Annotated in this window: 1 protein-coding gene; it reads right to left on the reverse strand. The window is 73.8% G+C overall.

Annotated features, from left to right (window positions below; all coding sequences use genetic code 11):
• Position 1 precedes the first annotated feature (1 nt).
• Positions 2–19648 (reverse strand): type I polyketide synthase, encoded by a 19647-nt coding sequence (locus ACQEU1_RS09400; protein WP_433198376.1) that lies wholly within the window; start codon positions 19646–19648, stop codon positions 2–4.
• Between the last annotated feature and the right edge of the window lie 11 nt (positions 19649–19659).

Raw genomic sequence — 19659 nt, forward strand, 5'->3', positions numbered from 1 at the left:
GTCATGACAGCTCGTTGTCGAGCAGGTCGAAGAGCTCGTCGGCGGTCACGGAGTCGAGGTCGTCCTCGGTCACTTCCGCGGAAGCACCCGTGTCCCACTCGGCGAGCAGGGAACGCAGCCTCTCGGCCACCTGCCGTCGTTCGGTCTCGTCCGGCGCGGCCGTCGCGAGCGCGGCGGCCAGCCGGTCCAGTTCGGTGTGCACCGGCGACGCCACGTCCTCGGCGGGCACGACCGTGCCGAGGTACTGGGCGAGCGCGTTCGGTGACGGGTAGTCGAAGATCAGCGTGGCCGGCAGGCGCACCCCGATCGCCGCGCTGACCTGGTTGCGGAACTCGACGGCGGTCAGCGAGTCGAAGCCCAGCTCCAGGAAGCCCCTGCCGGGTTCGACCGCCGTGTGGGAGTCGTAGCCGAGCACCGCGGCGGCGTGGCCGCGGACCAGGTCGAGCAGAGCCTTGTCGCGGTCCGCACCGGACAGTCCGGCGAGCCTGCTCGCCGCCGGCGCCTCGCTGACCGCTTCGGTGGCCCGGCGGGCGGGCATCCGGACCAGGCCGCGCAGCAGCGGTGCCAGCGTCCCGGCCGCGGCCTGCGTGCGCAGGACGGCGGTGTCGAGGTTGATCGGCACCAGCGCGGCCAGGTCGTGGCCGAGCGCGATGTCGAACAGCGCCAGGCCTTCCGCCGGGGTGAGCGGCGCGACGCCGGCCCTGGCCATGCGCTGGAGGTCGGCCTCGGCGAGGTCGGCGTCCATGCCGCCCGAGCTGGCCCACAGGCCCCACGCGACCGAGGTCGCGGCCAGCCCGGTCGCCTTGCGGTGCTGGGCCAGGCCGTCCAGGTAGGAGTTCGCCGCGGCGTAGTTGCCCTGGCCCGCGGCACCGAAGACACCGCCGGTCGAGGAGAACAGGACGAACGCGGCGAGGTCCAGGTCGCGGGTCAGCTCGTGCAACGTCTGCGCGGCGTCGACCTTCGGCCGCAGCACGCGGTCGAACTGCTCGGCGGTGAGCGAGGTGATCGTGCCGTCGTCCAGCACACCGGCGGTGTGCACGACGGCGGTCAGCGGGTGCTCGGCAGGTACCCCGGCCAGCAGCGCGGTCACGGCGTCGCGGTCGGCGACGTCGCAGGCGACGAAGTCCACCTCGGCACCGCTCGCCGCCAGCCGGTCGCGCAGGTCCTCCGCACCGGGGGCGGCCAGGCCGCGCCTGCTGGTGAGGACCAGGTGGCGAACTCCGTGCTGGGAAACGAGGTGCTCGGCCACCAGCCCGCCGAGCGTGCCCGTGGCTCCCGTGACGAGCACGGTCCCGTTCGGGTCGAGGACGGCCGGCTGCTCGGGCGCGGCCGCCCTGGCGAGCCTCGGTGCGAACGCGGCGCCGTCGCGCAGCGCCAGTTCCTGCTCGCCGGCGGCCAGTGCGGCCGTCAACGCCTGGTAGGAGGCGTCCGCCTCGTCCAGGTCGACGAGGAGGAACAGGCCGGGGTTCTCGGCCTGCGCCGAGCGGACCAGGCCCCGTGCGGCGGCGCCGGCCAGGTCGGCCACGTCGTCGCCGGGCCGGACCGCGACCGCGTTCCTGGTGACCAGCACCAGGTGCGCGTCGTGCTCCTCGGTCAGCCACGTGCGGAGCAGGTCGAGCACGCCCGCCGTGACCGCGCGGACCGAGCCGTCCTGGGCCGTCGTGCAGGACACGAAGACCACGTCGGCGGCGGCGGCGGGCACCAGGTGCACGCCCGCGGCTTCCAGGCCCGCGCCGACCTTGAGCTCGTCGTTGCCGAGCACGGCGTACTTGACGCCGGACTCGGGCGTGCCGGCCGTGACCGAGGTCCACTCGACCCGGTACAGCGACTCGGCGTGCTGCGCCGGACCGGCCAGCTGGTCGGCCGAGATCGCCCGCAGGGCGAGGGATTCGACGGACGCGACCGGGGCTCCGGTGCCGTCGGCGAGCTGGATGGCCACGGACTCGCCGGTCGCGGTCAGCTTGACCCGCACCGACCTCGCGCCCGTGGAGTGCAGCCGGACCCCGCGCCAGGCGAACGGCAGGAGCGCGCCGCCGGAGAGCAGGCCGCCCGCGCCGATGCCGTGCAGCGTGGCGTCCAGCAGAGCAGGGTGGACGCCGTAGCCGTCGGTGTCCGCGGCGGCGGGCAGCGACACCTCGGCGAAGACCTCGTCGCCGCTCCGCCAGGCCGCGGTGAGGCCCTGGAACAGCGGCCCGTACCCGAACCCGGCGTCCGCGAACCCGTCGTAGGTCCCCGTCACGTCGATCTGCTCGGCGCCCGCCGGGGGCCACTGGGTCAGCTCGAAGCCCGCGTTCCCCGACTCCGTCAGCGCACCGGTGGCGTGCCGCGTCCACGGCTCGTCGTCGATGCGGCTGTGCACCACGACCGGCCGCACACCCGACTCGGGCGCGCCGACCACGACCTGCAGCTGGACGGACCCGGTGCGCGGCAGCACCAGCGGTGCCTGCAGCGTCAGCTCGTCCAGCGTGCCGCAGCCGACCTGTTCGCCGGCGTGCAGCGCCAGTTCCACGAAAGCGGTGCCGGGCAACAGGACCACGTCGAAGACCTCGTGCTCGGCGAGCCACGGGTGGGTCTCCAGCGAGAGCCTGCCGGTGAACAGGAAGCCGTCGGAGTCGGCCAGCGGCACGGCCGCGCCGAGCAGCGGGTGACCGGCGGAGGCCAGGCCCGCGGACGACACGTCGACCGGGACGGCCGCGTCCTCCAGCCAGTAGCGAGAAGTCTGGAACGCGTAGGTGGGCAGGTCGGCCTGGCGGGTGGCGCGTCCGGCGAAGAACGCCCGCCAGTCCACGGAGATGCCGCGGACGTGCAGCTCACCGATCGCGGTGGTGAGCGTGGCGACCTCGGCGCGGTCCTTGCGCAACACCGGCACCGCGGTCACGTCGGCCTCCGCGGCCATCGCGGTGAGCACCCCGTCCGGGCCGACCTCCAGGAAGGTCGTCACGCCGAGACCGGTGAGCGTGGTGAGCGCGTCGGCGAACCGGACGGCGTCGCGGACGTGGCGCACCCAGTGCTCCGGGTCCGTCACCTCCCCCAGCATCGCGATCTGAGGCTCGTTGAACGTCAGACCCGAGACCACAGCGCGGAACTCGTCCAGCATCGGGTCCATCAACGGCGAGTGGAACGCGTGCGACACCCGCAGCCGCTTGGTCTTGAAGCCCTGCTCCGACAGCGTTCCCGCCACGGAGAGGACCCCGTCCTCGTCACCGGCGACGACGACGGACCGCGGCCCGTTGACGGCGGCGATCGAGACGCCCTCGGTCAGCAGCGGCAGCACGTCGGACTCGGCCGCGCGGATGGAGATCATCAGACCACCGGGCGGCAGCGCCTGCATGAGCCGGCCGCGGGCGGCGACGAGCGTCGTCGCGTCGTCCAGCGAGAGCACCCCTGCCACGTGGGCGGCGGCGAGCTCACCGATCGAGTGGCCTGCCAGGTAGTCGGCCCGCACGCCCCAGCTCTCCAGGAGCCGGTAGAGCGCCACCTCGACGGCGAACAGCGCGGGCTGCGTCATCCCGGTCTGGTCCAGCGCTTCGGCGTCGATGCCGAACACGACGTCGCGCACCGGCTCGGCGAACCGGTCGCACACCGCGTCGAAGGCCTCGGCGAACACCGGGAAGGCGTCGTACAGCTCGCGGCCCATGCCGAGTCGCTGGCTGCCCTGGCCGGTGAAGAGGAACGCCACCTTGCCCGCGCCGTCGGCGTTGCCGGTGCTCGCGTCGAACGCGCTGAGCTTGTCCAGCAGCTCGATCCGGGAGCCGGCGACGAACGCGGCGCGGTGTTCCAGCGCCGCACGGCGCGTGGCCAGGGTTCCCGCGGCCTCGACCAGGTCGAAGCCGGGGTTCGCGGTGATGTGCGCGTGCAGCTGGGCCGCCTGCGCCTTCAGGGCTTCCTCGCCGCGGGCCGAGAGCAGCACCGGGACGACCTGCTCGGTGATCGCCGGGAGTTCGGCGACCGCCTCGTCCGGCGCCTGCTCGATGATCGCGTGGGCGTTGGTGCCGCTGATGCCGAACGACGACACGGCGGCGCGGCGCGGACGTCCGGTGGACGGCCAGTCGCGCTGCTCGGTCAGCAGCTCGACCTCGCCCTCGGTCCAGTCGATGTGCGGGGACGGCGCGTCGACGTTGAGCGTCTTCGGCAGCACGCCGCGGCGCATCGCCTCGACCATCTTGATCACACCGGCGGCACCGGCGGCGGCCTGGGTGTGGCCGATGTTGGACTTGATCGAGCCCAGCCACAGCGGCTCGCCGCCGTCGCGCTCCTGGCCGTAGGTGGCCAGCAGGGCCTGCGCCTCGATCGGGTCTCCCAGCGTGGTGCCGGTGCCGTGCGCCTCGACGACGTCCACTTCGGACGCTCCGAGCCGCGCGTTGGCCAGCGCCTGCCGGATCACGCGCTGCTGCGACGGGCCGTTGGGGGCGGTGAGGCCGTTGGACGCGCCGTCCTGGTTGACGGCCGTGCCGCGGACGATGGCGAGCACCGGGTGGCCGTTGCGGCGGGCGTCGGAGAGCCGCTCGACGAGCAGCACGCCGACGCCTTCGCCCCAGGCCGTGCCGTCGGCGCCGGCGGCGAACGACTTGACCCTGCCATCGGCGGCCAGGCCGCGCTGACGGGCGAACGAGGTGAACGTGCCGGGCGACGGCATCACCGTGACGCCACCGGCCAGCGCGAGGTCGCACTCCCCGCTGCGCAACGCCTGCACCGCGAGGTGCAGCGCCACCAACGAGGACGAGCACGCCGTGTCGACCGTGACCGCCGGGCCTTCCAGCCCGAAGGTGTAGGAGACGCGGCCGGAGATGACGCTGGCGGAGTTGCCGGTGCCGACGAAGCCCTCGACCTCCGCCGGGATCAGGGCGAGGCGGGAGGCGTAGTCGTAGTACATGACGCCGGCGAAGACACCGGTCCTGCTGCCGCGCACGGACGTCGGGTCGATGCCCGCCCGTTCGAAGGTCTCCCAGGAGGTTTCGAGCAGCAGGCGCTGCTGCGGGTCGGTGGCGATCGCCTCGCGCGGGCCCATCCCGAAGAACGCCGGGTCGAACTGCGCGGCGTCGTGCAGGAAGCCACCCTCGCGGGCGTAGGTCGTGCCGGGGGTGTCGGCGTCGTCGTCGAACAGGTTCTCCAGGTCCCAGCCGCGGTCGGCGGGGAACGGCGAGATGCCGTCCTGACCGGCGGCGACCAGGTCCCACAGCTGCTCGGGGCTGCGCACGCCACCGGGGTAGCGGCAGCTCATCGCGACGATCGCGATGGGCTCGTCGTCGGCGACCTTCGCGGCGCGCACCGCGGCGGCCGGGGCCTCGTCGGCGCCGAACATCTCGGCGACGAGGTGGTCGGCCAGCGTGGCGGCGTTCGGGTAGTCGAACACCAGCGTGGCGGGCAGGCGCATCCCCGTGACGGCGTTGAGGCCGTTGCGGAGCTCGACCGCGGTGAGCGAGTCGAAGCCCAGCTCCTTGAACGCCCTGGCGGCCGGGACCGCGTCCGGCGAGTCGTAGCCGAGCACGGCCGCGACCTGCGTGCGGACCAGGTCGAGCACGGCCTCGGCGCGCTGCGGGCCCGCCAGCTCGGCGAGGCCGAGGCGGGCGGCGGAGTCGGCGGCGCGAGCGGCCCGGCGGGCCGGGCGCACGAGACCCTGCAGGATCACCGGCACGGTCGGGTAAGTCCGCAGTACCGCGAGGTCCAGGCGCACCGGGACGAGGCAGGCCTCGCCGGAGGCCAGTGCGGCGTCGAACAGCGCCAGGCCGTCCACAGTGGACAGCGTGCCGATGCCGCCCCGGCCGGCCCGGTCGGTGGCCATGCCCGTGTCGGTCTGCCACAGGCCCCAGGCCAGTGACGTGGCTTCGAGGCCCTGGGCCCTGCGGTGCTGGGCGAGGCCGTCGAGGTAGGCGTTCGCGGCGGCGTAGTTCGCCTGGCCCGCGGTGCCGTAGGTGCCGGAGAGCGAGGAGAACAGCACGAACATCGCCAGGTCGCCGGTCAGCTCGTGCAGGTGGCGGGCGGCCTCGGCCTTGGGCAGGGCCACCGCGTCCAGCCGCTCGGGGGTGAGTGATTCGAACGTGCCGTCGTCCAGGACGCCCGCGGTGTGCACGACACCGGTCAGCGGGTGCTCGGCGGGCACGTCGGCGAGCAGTCGTTCGACGGCGGCGCGGTCGGCGACGTCGCAGGCGGCGAACGTCGGCGTGGCACCGAGTTCGACCAGCTTCGCGGCCAGTTCGGCGGCGCCGGGCGCGTCCGCGCCGCGCCTGCTGACGAGCAGCAGGTTCGTGACGCCGTGGTTCGTCACCAGGTGCTGGGCGACGAGGCCGCCCAGGGCGCCGGTGGCGCCGGTGATCAGGACGGTGCCGGCCGGGTCGAGCTCCCGCCGTGCCCCGGCGGGCTCGGTGACCCTGGCCAGGCGCGGCACGGAGACGGTCCCGGCGCGCAGTGCCAGCTGCGGCGCGCCGTCGGCCAGAGCGGCCGGCAACGCGGTGCGCGCCTCGGGAGTGCCGTCGAGGTCGGCGAGGACGAACCGGTCGGGGTTCTCGGTCTGGGCGGAGCGGATCAGGCCCCACACGGAGGAGGCGGCCGGGTCGGTGACGTCCTCGCCCGCCGTCGTGGCGACGGCACCGGTGGTGGCGAACACCAGGCGGCTCTGGGCGAAGCGGTCGTCGGCCAGCCAGGCCTGGGCCAGGGCGAGCGCCTGCCGCGCGCCGGTGGCCTGGGCCACCACGGCTTCCGGCACCTCGGTCAGGGTCTGCAGGTCCTCGATGGACGCGATGTCCAGCACGGAGACCGGTTCGGCGTCGGGCGACACCGTCCGCCACTCGACGCGGAACAGCGAGTCGTTGTGCGACTTGGCGTTCACCGCGTCGGCGGACACCTCGCGCAGGACCAGCGACTCGACGTGCGCGACCGGGGCACCGGTCTGGTCGGCCACGGCGAGGGTGATGCCCTCGCCCCGGCCCCGCGACAGCCGGACGCGCAGGGCGGTGGCGCCGACCGCGTGCAGCGAGACGCCGGACCAGGCGAACGGGATGCGCGCCTTGTCGCCGCCGGGCAGCAGCCCGCCGAACCGGGTGGCGTGCAGCGCGGCGTCGAGCAGGGCCGGGTGCAGGTCGAAGCCGGTGCCCTCGGCGGGCAGCGCGACCTCCGCGTACACCTCGTCGCCCGCGACCCAGACGCCCGTCAGGCCCTGGAACGCCGGGCCGTAGCCGTAGCCGGAGTCGGCCATCGACTCGTAGAAGCCGGTCAGGTCAACGGCTTCGCCTGCGGGCGGCCACTCGGTGAGGCTGGTCCGCGTGCCGTCGCCGGTGGCGAGCGAGCCGCTCGCGTGCCGGGTCCACGGGCCGTCCGCGACGCTGGAGTGCACCTGCAGCGACCGGCGGCCGTGCTCGTCGGCCGCGCCGACGGTGAGCTGGATCGCGACGTCGCCGTCGATCGCCAGCGGGGCTTCGAGGGTGAGCTCCTCGAGCAGGTCGCAGCCGACCTGCTCCCCCGCGTGCAGGGCGAGCTCGACGAACGCGGTGCCGGGCACCAGGACCGAGCCGAGCACGACGTGGTCGGCGAGCCACGGCTGGGAGTCCGTCGACAGGCGGCCGGTGAGGACGAGGCCGTCCCCCTCGGCGAGCGACAGGGCGGCGCCGAGCATCGGGTGGCCGACCTCGCGCAGGCCGATGGCCGTGACGTCGGCCCAGCCCTGCGCGGGCTGCGGCCAGAAGCTCTCGTGCTGGAACGCGTAGGTCGGCAGCTCGACGCGGCGGGCGCCGGTGCCGGCGAAGAACGCGGGCCAGTCGATCGCGATGCCCCGCACGTGCAGCGAGCCGAGTGCCTTGACGAGCGTCGTCGTCTCGGGACGGTCGGCGCGCAACGCGGGCACCAGCACCGCCTCGGTGACGCTCTCGGCGGCCATCGCGGTGAGCACCGCGTCCGGCCCGAGCTCCAGGAACGTCGTGACACCACGGCTTTCGAGGTCCCGCACGGTGGCCGCGAACCGCACGGCCTCCCGGACGTGGCGGACCCAGTGCTCGGGGTTCGTGACGTCGCCGAGCATCCCGATCTTGGGCTCGCTGAACGTCAGCTTCGCCACCACGGCCCGGAAGTCGTCCAGCATCGGGTCCATCAACGGCGAGTGGAACGCGTGCGACACGCTGAGCCGCTTGGACTTCCGGTCGCCGAACTGCGCGACGACCTGCTGCACTGCGTCCTCGTCGCCGGCGATGACGACGGACGTCGGCCCGTTGACCGCGGCGATCGACACCAGGTCGGACAGGTGAGGCGTGACCTCGTCCTCGGTGGCCTGCAAGGCGACCATCGCGCCACCGGCGGGCAACGCCTGCATGAGTCGTCCGCGTGCCTCGACCAGCTTGGTGGCGTCTTCGAGCGTGAGCACCCCGGCGACGTGCGCCGCGGCCAGCTCGCCGATCGAGTGACCGCCCACGAAGTCAGGGCGGACACCCCACGACTCCACCAGCCGGAACAACGCGACCTCGATCGCGAACAGCGCGGGCTGGGTGAGTCCGGTCTGGTTCAGCGCGGCGGCGTCGATGCCGAACACGGTCTCGCCGACCGGCACCTCGAAGTGCGCGCAGACCGCGTCGAACGCCTCGGCGAACGCGGGGAACGCGTCGTAGAGGTCGCGGCCCATGCCGAGCCGCTGGCTGCCCTGACCGGTGAACAGCACCGCCAGCCTGCCCTCGGTGGCCTCGCCGCGCACCAGGCTCGCGTCCTGGGTGCCGCCTGCCAGCGCGGTCAGGCCGCGCACCAGGTCCTCGCGGCCGGTGCCGACCACGGCCGCGCCGTGCTCCAGCCGGGCGCGGGTGGTGGCCGCGGAGAACGCGAGGTCGGTCAGGCCGGCCACGGTGCCCTCGAGGTGGCCGAGGAGGCGTTCGGCCTGCTCCGCCAACGCCTGCGGGGTCTTCGCCGACAGCACCAGCGGCAGCACCGGCGACTCGGTCCGCTCGGTCTGCTCGACCTCGGTGGACGGGGCCTGCTCGATGATCGTGTGCGCGTTGGTGCCGCTGATGCCGAACGACGACACGGCGGCGCGGCGCGGACGGCCGGTCTCCGGCCAGTCGCGGGCCTGGGTCAGCAGCTCCACCGCGCCGGAGGTCCAGTCGACCTTGGGGGTGGGGTTGTCGACGTGCAGCGTCTTCGGGGCGACGCCGTGCCGGATCGCCATGACCATCTTGATGATGCCGCCGACGCCGGCCGCCGACTGGGCGTGACCGATGTTGGACTTCAGCGAGCCGAGCAGCAGCGGGATCTCGCGGTCCTGGCCGTAGGTGGCGAGCACGGCCTGCGCCTCGATCGGGTCACCGAGAACGGTGCCGGTGCCGTGCGCCTCGACCACGTCGACGTCCGAAGTGGACAGACCGGCGTTCGCGAGTGCCTGGCGGATCACGCGTTGCTGCGCCGGGCCGTTCGGGGCGGTGAGGCCGTTGGACGCGCCGTCCTGGTTGATCGCCGAACCCCGCACGACGGCGAGGATCTGGTGGCCGTTGCGCTGGGCGTCCGAGAGCCGCTCGACGAGCAGCATGCCGACGCCCTCACCCCAGCCGGTGCCGTCCGCGGACTCCGCGAACGCCTTGCAGCGGCCGTTGGTGGAGAGGCCGCGCTGGCGGGAGAACTCGATGAACGTGCCGGGCGTGGACATGATCGTCACGCCGCCGGCCAGCGCCATCGTGCACTCGCCGCTGCGCAGTGCCGCAGCGGCGAGGTGCAGTGCCACCAGCGACGACGAGCACGCGGTGTCGACCGTGACGGCCGGGCCCTCCAGCCCGAACGTGTAGGCGACGCGGCCGGAGTGGACGCTGGTGATGTTGCCGGTGCCGAGGTAGCCCTCGACGTTGTCGCCGCCCGCGACGAGCAGCGCGGAGTAGTCCTGGTGCGCGGTGCCGGCGAAGACACCGATCTGCTCGCCGCGCAACGAGGTCGGGTCGATGCCCGCGCGTTCGAACGCCTCCCACGACGTCTCCAGCAGCAACCGCTGCTGCGGGTCCATCGCGAGGGCCTCGCGCGGCGAGATGCCGAAGAACGCAGGGTCGAACTTGCTGATGCCGTCCAGGAAGCCGCCTTCGACGACGTAGGACGAGCCCTTGCTGTCCGGGTCGGCGTCGAACAACGCGCCCACGTCCCAGCCGCGGTCGGCGGGGAACGGCGAGATCGCGTCGCGGCCCTCGTCGACCAGCTGCCAGAGCTGCTCGGGCGAGGTGACCCCGCCCGGGAAGCGGCAGGACATCGCGACGATCGCGATCGGCTCGTCGTCCACCGGCGTGTTGGCCGTGACGACGGCACGGCTCGCGCTCGCGCCGCCCAGTTCGCCGTCGAGGTACTCGGCCAGCGCGGCCGGGCTCGGGTAGTCGAACGCCAGCGTGGCGGGCAGTGCGAGACCGGTCTCGGCGGTGAGGCGGTTGCGCAGCTCCACCGCGGTCAGCGAGTCGAAGCCCAGCTCGCGGAACGAGCGGGTGCTCGACACCTCGTCGGCGGAGGAGTACCCGCAGACCAGCGCGGCCTGGGTGCGCACGAGCTCCAGCAGGGCGCGCGCCCGGTCCTGGGCGGACAGCCCGGCGAACGCGGAGTCCTGCCGCACCTCGGCCGGCGCCTCCTGCGCGAGGGCCGCCTGGACCTCGGGGAGGTCGCCGATCAGCGGGCTCGGGCGCAGCGTGGTGAAGATCTGGCCGAACTTCGCCCAGTCGATGTCCGCGACCGCCACGACGGTGTCGTCGTGCCGGATCGCCTGGCGCAACGCGGTCAGCGCGGAGTTCGGGTTCATCGGCGTGACGCCGCGGCGGCGCAGCTGCTCCCCCGCCTCGCCGTCGGCCATGCCGCCGTCGGCCCAGGCGCCCCAGCCGACCGACAGCGCGGTGAGGCCGCGGGCGCGGCGGGCCGACGCGAGGGCGTCGAGGTAGGCGTTCGCGGCGGCGTAGGCGGACTGGCCGCCACTGCCCCAGGTGCCGGCGATCGAGGAGAACAGCACGAACGCGTCGACCTCGCCGACGAGCTCGTCGAGGTGCCGGGCGCCGTCGACCTTGGGGGCCAGCAGGTTCGCGAAGTCCGCGTGGTCGTACTCGGCGATCGGCGTGAAGTGCTCCGCGCCCGCGGCGTGGATGACGGCGTTGGGCGGGTACTGCGCCACGAGGGCGGCCACGGAGTCGCGGTCGGCGACGTCGCACGCGGCCAGCGTGACGCGGACACCCAGCTGTTCGAGCGAGGCCGCCAACTCGGCCGCGCCGGGCGCGTCCGGACCGCGGCGGGACGTGAGCACCAGGTGCTCAGCGCCCGCCTCGGCGAGCCAGTGGGCGACCCGTGCGCCGAGCGCGCCGGTGCCGCCGGTGACGAGCACGGTGCCGCGCGGGGCGAAGTCCCCTGCGGCGTCAGCGATCTGAGCGTGGGCGAGACGACGGGCGAAGACGCCGGAGGCGCGCAGGGCGACCTGGTCCTCGGCGCCGGCGAGCACGGCGGCGAGCCGCTCGTACCCGCGCTGGTCGAGCTCCTCCGGCAGGTCGACCAGACCGCCCCAGAAGTCAGGGTGCTCCAGCCCGGCGACCATGCCGACGCCCCAGATCGTGGCCTGGTCCGGTGCCGTGACCGCGTCCGAGCGACCGGCCGCGACGGCGCCGCGGGTCGTGCACCACAGCGGCGCGGTGAGCCCGGCGTCGCCGTGCGCCTGCACCAGTGCGAGCACCTCGGCGACGTCCGTGCAGGTCGACAGCACGCCGTCGATCGCACCGGCGGACTCCAGCCTCGTCTTCAGCTCCGCGCGGTCGGCCGAGGCCTCGACGCGGACGATCTCGACGCCGGGCAGGGCGAGCTCCTGCGGCCCGACGACCAGCCAGCGGCCGGTGACGGTGGTGGAACCGGTCTGCACGTGCCGCCACTCGACCTGGTAGCGCCATCCCTCCACAGTGGACTCGGCGCGGCGGCTCCTGCGCCACTGCGCCAGGGCCGGCACGATCCCGCCGACCTCTTCGACCGGCAGGGACAGGGACTTCGCGAACGACTCCAGGTCCTCGCGGTCGACGGTCTCCCAGAACCGGGCCTCGAGGTCGTCGACCCCGGCGGCCACGACCGGCCGCTCCAGCCAGTACTGCTGGTGCTGGAACGCGTAGGTGGGCAGGTCGACGCGGCGGGCACCGGTGCCGGCGAAGAACCCGGCCCAGTCGACGCGGACGCCGCGGGCGTGCAACGCGCCGAGCGCGGTCACGATCGCCTTGGCCTCCTGGCGGTCCCTGCGCAGACCCGCCACCAGCTTCGCGTCCTTCACGCTGTCCGCGGCCATCGCGGTCAGCACGCCGTCCGGGCCGATCTCCAGGAACGTCCGCACGCCCTGGGCCTCCAGGGAGGTCACGGCGTCGGCGAACCGGACGGTGCCGCGCACGTGCCGCACCCAGTACTCCGGGTCCGTCACGTCGCCCGGCATCGAGATCTTGGGCTCGTTGAACGTCAGCTGCGAGACCACCGCGCGGAAGTCGTCGAGCATCGGGTCCATCAGCGGCGAGTGGAACGCGTGCGAGACGTTGAGCTGCTTGGACTTGCGGTCCGGGAAGCGGGCGACGACCTGCCGCACCGCCTCTTCGTCACCGGCGACGACCACGGACGAGGGTCCGTTGATCGCGGCGAGCGACACCAGATCGGTCAGGTGCGGTGCGACCTCGTCCTCGGAGGCCTGCAACGCCACCATCACGCCGCCCTCGGGCAGCGCCTGCATGAGCCGGGCGCGGGCGTTGATCAACGTGGCCGCGTCGGCGAGCGACAGCACGCCGGAGACGTGGGCCGCCGCGATCTCACCGATCGAGTGGCCGGCCAGGAAGTCCGGCTTGACGCCCCACGACTCGACGAGCCGGTACAAAGCCACTTCCAGCGCGAAGATCGCGGGCTGCGCGAACTCCGTGCGGTCCAGCTGGTCGTCCCTGATGTCCACCAGGGCGGCGACCTCGTCGAACGCCTTGGCGTACACCGGGTACGCGTCGTACAGCTCGCGGCCCATGCCGGCCCGCTGGCTGCCCTGCCCCGTGAAGAGGAACGCGAGCCTGCCGGGCACGACGGAGTCCTGGACGTCCAGGGTGCGCAGGCCGTCGAGCAGCTCGGCGTGGCCGGTGGCGACCACGACCGCGCGGTGCTCCAGGTGCGCGCGGGTGGTGGCGGCGGAGAACGCGAGGTCGGTCAGGTCGACGTCGGTCAGGGACGCCAGGTTCGCGGCCTGGCCGCGCAGCGCGTCGGCGGTCCTGGCCGACAGCACCACCGGGGTGACCGGCGGCGCGACGCGGGGTGCGGCGGCGGCCTTCTCGGCGGGCGCCTGCTCGATGATCGTGTGTGCGTTGGTGCCGCCGATGCCGAACGACGACACACCGGCGCGGCGCGGACGGCCGGTCGACGGCCAGTCCCGCTGCTCGGTGAGCAGCTCGACGGCGCCCGCGGTCCAGTCGACGTGCGGCGTCGGCGCGTCGGTGTGCAGCGTCTTGGGCAGCACGCCGTGCTGCATCGCGAGCACCATCTTGATGACGCCGGCGGCACCCGCGGCGGCCTGCGTGTGGCCGAGGTTCGACTTGAGCGCGCCCAGCAGCAGCGGGGTCTCGCGGTCCTGGCCGTAGGTGGCCAGCAGGGCCTGCGCCTCGATCGGGTCGCCCAGCCTCGTGCCGGTGCCGTGCGCCTCGACCACGTCGACGTCCGAAGTGGACAGACCGGCGTCGGTGAGCGCCTGGCGGATCACGCGTTGCTGGGACGGGCCGTTGGGGGCGGTGAGGCCGTTGGACGCGCCGTCCTGGTTGACCGCGGTGCCGCGGACGACCGCCAGCACCTGGTGGCCGTTGCGGCGCGCATCGGACAGGCGCTCGACGAGCAGCAGGCCGACACCCTCCGACCAGCTCGCGCCGTCGGCCGCGGCGGCGAACGGCTTGCAGCGGCCGTCTGCCGCCATGCCGCCCTGGCTCGCGAAGTCGACGAACACGCCCGGCGTCGCCATCACCGCGACACCGCCGACCAGGGCCATGTCGCACTCACCGGCGCGCAGCGCGCGGACGGCCAGGTGCAGCGCCACCAGCGAGGAGGAGCACGCGGTGTCGATGGTGACCGCGGGGCCTTCCAGGCCGAACGTGTAGGAGACCCGGCCGGACGCCACGCTGCCGGAGTTGCCGGTGCTGAGGTAGCCCGACACCTCCTCCGGGATCGTGGTGAGCCCGTTGACGTAGTCGTGGTACATCAGTCCGGTGTAGACACCCGTGCGGCTGCCGCGCAGCGTCGCCGGGTCGATGCCCGCGCGTTCGAACGTCTCGTAGGACACCTCCAGCAGCAGTCGCTGCTGCGGGTCCATCGCGAGGGCCTCGCGCGGCGTGATGCCGAAGAAGGACGAGTCGAACTCGCTGGCGTTGTGCAGGAAGCCGCCCTCGTCGGAGTCCGTGACGAGGCGCAGCAGGTCGATGTCCCAGCCGCGGTCGGTCGGGAACGGCGAGATGGCGTCAATGCCGTCGGTCATCACCCGCCACAGGTCCTCCGGCGAGGCGATGCCGCCGGGGAAGCGGCAGGCCATCGACACGATCGCCATCGGCTCGTCGGTGGTGGCGCGGGCGGTCGTGGCGACGACCTCGGGCGCGGTGCCGAGCAGTTCTCCGCAGAGGAACTCGGTCAGCACGGCGGCGGTCGGGTAGTCGAACACCAGCGTGGCGGGCAGCTTCAGGCCGGTCGCGGCGCCCAGCTGGTTGCGCAGCTCGACGGCGGTCAGCGAGTCGAAGCCGAGCTCCTTGAACGCCCGGTCCGGAGCGACGTCCGCCGGGGAGGAGTAGCCGAGCACGGCGGCGACGTAGGCGCAGACGATCTCCAGCACCTCGGAGACGCGTTCCTCGGCGGGCAACGCCATGATCCGGCCCACCAGGCCGGCCACGGCCGCCTCGTCGGCGGCGCGGGCGCGACGACGGGCCGGCGTGCGGACCAGGCCGCGCCACAACCGCGGCACCGTGCCGTCGCCCGCGCGCAACGCGCTGAGCGTGACGCGGACCGGCAGCAGGAGGTCGTGGCCGGTGCCCAGCGCGGCGTCGAACAGGGCCAGGCCCTCTTCGTCCGTCAACGCGTGGAAGCCACCGCGGGCCAGGCGTTCCTGACCACCGGCGCCCATCGCGGCGGACAGGCCGCTCGCACGCTCCCACAGGCCCCAGGCGAGGGACGTGGCGGGGCGGCCGGACGCGCGGCGGTGCGCGGTCAGTGCGTCGAGGAACGCGTTGGCGGCGGCGTAGTTGCCCTGGCCGGGCGAGCCGAGCACGCCCGCGGCCGAGGAGAAGGAGACGAACAGCGCGAGGTCGTCGCCGGAGGTGAGCTCGTGCAGGTGCCAGGCGGCGTCGGCCTTGGGCGCCAGCACGGCGTCGATCCGCTCGGGCGTGAGCGACGCGAGCACGCCGTCGTCGAGGACACCGGCGGCGTGCACGACACCGGTGAGCGGGCGCTCCTGCCGGATGCCGTCCAGCACGGCGGCCAGCGCGTCCCGGTCGGCGGCGTCGCAGGCCGCGACGTAGGCGTCCGCACCGAGTTCGGTCAGTTCGCGGACCAGGTCGAGGGCTCCGGCGGCGGCGTTGCCCTGGCGCGAGGTCAACACCAGGTGGCGGACACCGTGCTCGGTGACGAGGTGCTTGGCGACCAGGCCGCCCAGCACGCCGGTGCCGCCCGTGATGAGCACGGCGCCCTCGGCGTCGAGCACCGGACGGTCCACGACGGACGTGGGCTTGGCGAGCCGGGGCGCGGACACCGCGCCGTCGCGGATCACCAGCTCGGACTCGTCGGCGGCCAGCGCGGTGGCGAGGGCGGCCTCGGAGGTGGCCAGGCCGTCGGTGTCGACGAGCACGAACCGGCCGGGGTTCTCGGACTGGGCCGAGCGCACCAGGCCGCGGGCCGTGGCGGCGGCGAGGTCGGTGACGTCCTCGCCGGGCAGGGCGACCGCGCCGGTCGTGACGAACACCAGGCGCTCGTCGCGGTCTTCGGACAACCAGTCCTGCAGCGTCCGCAGGACGGAGTGGGTGGTGGCGTGCACGACGTCCAGGGCGTTGCCGCCGAGAACCGGCTGCACGACGAACTCGCCGGCGTCGTCGCCGGACGCCTGCACGGGCACCCAGGTGAGCTGGAACAACGCGTCCGGCGCGGTGACGCGGAGCTGGTCGGCCGAGATCGGCCGCAGCACCAGCGATCCGACGGCCGCGGTGGCGTGCCCGCCGCCGTCGGCCACCAGCAGCGACACCGCGTCGGTGCCCGCCCTGGTCATCCGGACCCGCACCGAGGTGGCGCCGGTGGCGAGCAGCTCCACGTCGTTCCACGAGAACGGCAGGTAGGGGCCGTCAGAGGAACCGAGGAAACCGCTGTGCGCCAAGGAGTGCAGCGCCGCGTCGAGCAGCGCGGGGTGCAGGCCGAAGCCGGTGACGTCGGTGCCCTCGGGCAACGAGGCCTCGGCGTAGACGGTCTCGCCGTCCCGCCAGACCCCGCGCAGGCCCTGGAACACCGGGCCGTAGTGCAGGCCGGCGGCGGCGAGCGCGTCGTACGAGCCGGTGAGGTCGACCTCCTCGGCGTTCGCGGGCGGCCACTCGGTCAGGTCGGCGGCGGCGGCGGAGCCGGCCGGGGCCAGCACACCGGAGGCGTGGCGGGTCCACGTGCCGTCGTCGGGGCGGCTGGAGACGGTGAACGTCCGGCGCCCTGACTGGTCGGCCTCGGCGACGGCGAGCTGCAGCTGGACGCCGCCGTGGCTCGGGAGCACCAGCGGGGCGCGCAGGGTCAGCTCGTCGAGCGACGCGCAGCCCACGTGGTCGCCCGCGCGGATGGCGAGGTCGACGAAGGCCGTGCCGGGAACGAAGATCAGGCCCGACACGACGTGGTCGGCGAGCCACGGGTGGGTGCTCGCCGAGATGCGGCCGGTGAACAGCACGCCGCCGTCGTCGGGCAGCTCGACCACCGCGCCGAACAGCGGGTGGTCGACCTCGCCGAGACCGGCGGAGGTCACGTCGACGACGGCCGTGCCGTCGCCGGTCAGCCAGTAGCGGCGGCGCTGGAAGGCGTAGGTGGGCAACGGGATCCGGCGCGCACCGGGCAGCATCGACGCCCAGTCGACCGGCAGGCCGCGGACGTGCGCCTGCGCGACCGAGTTCAGCAGCCGGGGCAGGCCGCCCTCGTCGCGGCGCAGCGAACCGGTCACGACGGCGTCGACGCCGGTCTCGTCCACGACGTCCTGCACGGACATGGTGAGGACGGGGTGCGGGCTCATCTCCAGGAAGAACCGGTGGCCGCTCTCGACGAGCGCGCGCACGCCCTGCTCGAACTCGACCGTCTCGCGCAGGTTGGTGTACCAGTACTCGGCCCCCAGCTCGGTGCCGTCGACCAGCCGGCCGGTGACCGTGGAGAGGAACGGGATCTCGGCCGCGACCGGCCGGACCGGTGCGAGCGCCGCGGCCATCTCGTCGCGGACGACCTCGACCTGGGCGGAGTGCGAGGGGTAGTCGATCGCGAGCCGGCGGGCGCGGACCTCGTCCGCCTCGCACGCGGCCAGCAACTCGTCCAGCGCGTCGTTGTCGCCGGAGACCACGGTCGCGTTCGGGCCGTTGACCGTCGCGACGGAGATCCTGCCCTCCCACCGGGTCAGGCGCTCGCGGACCTCGGCGACCGGCAGCAGCACCGACACCATGCCGCCGACACCGGACAGCGAGTTCAACGCCTTGCCGCGCAACGCGATCACGCGGGCCGCGTCGTCCAGCGAGAGCGCTCCCGCGACGCACGCGGCGGCGATCTCGCCCTGCGAGCCGCCGATCACGGTGGAGGGCGTGACGCCGAACGAGCGCCACACCTGCGCGAGCGACACCATGACCGCCCACGACGCGGACTGCACGACGTCCGCCCGCTCGAAGCCCGGCGCACCGGGAACCTGCCGCAGCACGTCCGCCAGCGACCAGTCCACATAGGACGAGAGAGCCTGCTCGCACTCGGCCATCCTGGCGCGGAACACCTCGTTGGTGTCCAGCAGCTCCACGGCCATGCCTGCCCACTGCGCACCCTGGCCGGGGAACACGAACGCGACCTTGCCGCGCACGTCCGCGACACCCCTGACGACACCGGCGGCGGGGTCGTCGGTGACCAGCCCGCGCAGCCCCGCGACCGGGTCGCCGACGACCACGGCGCGGTGGTCGAACTGGGTGCGGCCGAGCAGGGAGAACGCCAGGTCGGCAGGGTCGGCCTCGGCCGCGGTGGCGGCGAGCCGGTCGGCCTGCCCGCGCAACGCGTCCAGGGTCTGGCCGGAGAGCACCAGCGGCACGACCGGGAGCGAGGGACGCTCGACCGGCTCGTCGGCCAGGGCCGGGGCCTGCTCGATGATGGTGTGGGCGTTGGTGCCGCTGATGCCGAACGACGACACGGCGGCACGGCGCGGACGCCCGGTCTCCGGCCACGCGCGGTTGCCGGTGACGAGCTCGACCGCGCCGGAGGACCAGTCGACGTGCGAGGTCGGGTTCTCCGCGTGCAACGTCCTGGGGACGACGCCGTCGCGGATCGCCATGACCATCTTGATGATGCCCGCGACACCGGCGGCCGCCTGGGCGTGCCCGATGTTGGACTTGAAGGAGCCCAGCAGCAACGGGATCTCGCGCTGGCGGCCGTAGGTGGCGAGCAGGGCCTGCGCCTCGATCGGGTCGCCGAGCTTGGTGCCGGTGCCGTGCGCCTCGACGACGTCCACGTCGGCCGGCTTGAGCTTGCCGCTCGACAGGGCGTCCTTGATGACGCGTTCCTGGGCGAGGCCGTTGGGGGCGCTCAGCCCGTTGGAGGCGCCGTCCTGGTTGATCGCGCTGCCCCGCACGACGGCGAGGACCTCGTGGCCGTTGCGGCGCGCGTCCGACAGCTTCTCCACGAGCAGCAGGCCGACGCCCTCCGCCCAGCCGGTGCCGTCCGCGTCCTCGGAGAACGCCTTGCAGCGGCCGTCGGTGGCGAGTCCCTTCTGGCGGGAGAACTCGACGAACATGCCGGGCGTGGCCATGACCGCGACACCGCCCGCGAGCGCGAGCGAGCACTCGCCGCTGCGCAGCGCCTGGATCGCGAGGTGCAGTGCCACGAGCGACGAGGAGCACGCGGTGTCGATGGTGACCGCGGGACCTTCCAGGCCCAGCGAGTAGGAGATGCGGCCGGACGCGACGCTGGTCGCGTTGCCGGTCAGCATGTAGCCCTCGGCGCCTTCCTCCTCCTCGGAGGACGCGGCGGCGCCGTACTGGTACTGCGCCGCGCCGACGAAGACACCGGTCTTGCTGCCGCGCAACGTGGTCGGGTCGATGCCCGCGTGCTCCAGCGTCTCCCACGAGGTCTCCAGCAGGATCCGCTGCTGCGGGTCCATCGCCAGCGCCTCGCGCGGGGAGATGCCGAAGAAGCCGGCGTCGAACTGGCCCGCGTCGTGCAGGAACCCGCCGGTGCCGACGTAGGAGGTGCCCGCGGCCTCCTGGTCGTCGTCCACGGTGAGGTCCCAGCCGCGGTCGGTCGGCATGCCGCCGATCGCGTCCCCGCCCTCCACGACGAACCGGATCAGGTCGTCAGGAGAGGAGATCCCGCCCGGGAACCGGCAGCCCATGCCGACGATGGCGATGGGCTCCTGGCCATCTCGGTCGAGCTCGCGCAGCCTGCGCTTGGCGTCGTCGAGCTCGCTCGTCACCTTTCGCAGGTAGCCGAGGACCTTGTCTTCGTTGGACATGCGGGTTCGTC

The sequence above is a fragment of the Lentzea sp. CA-135723 genome (genome assembly GCF_050936595.1).
Taxonomy (GTDB): Bacteria; Actinomycetota; Actinomycetes; order Mycobacteriales; family Pseudonocardiaceae; genus Lentzea.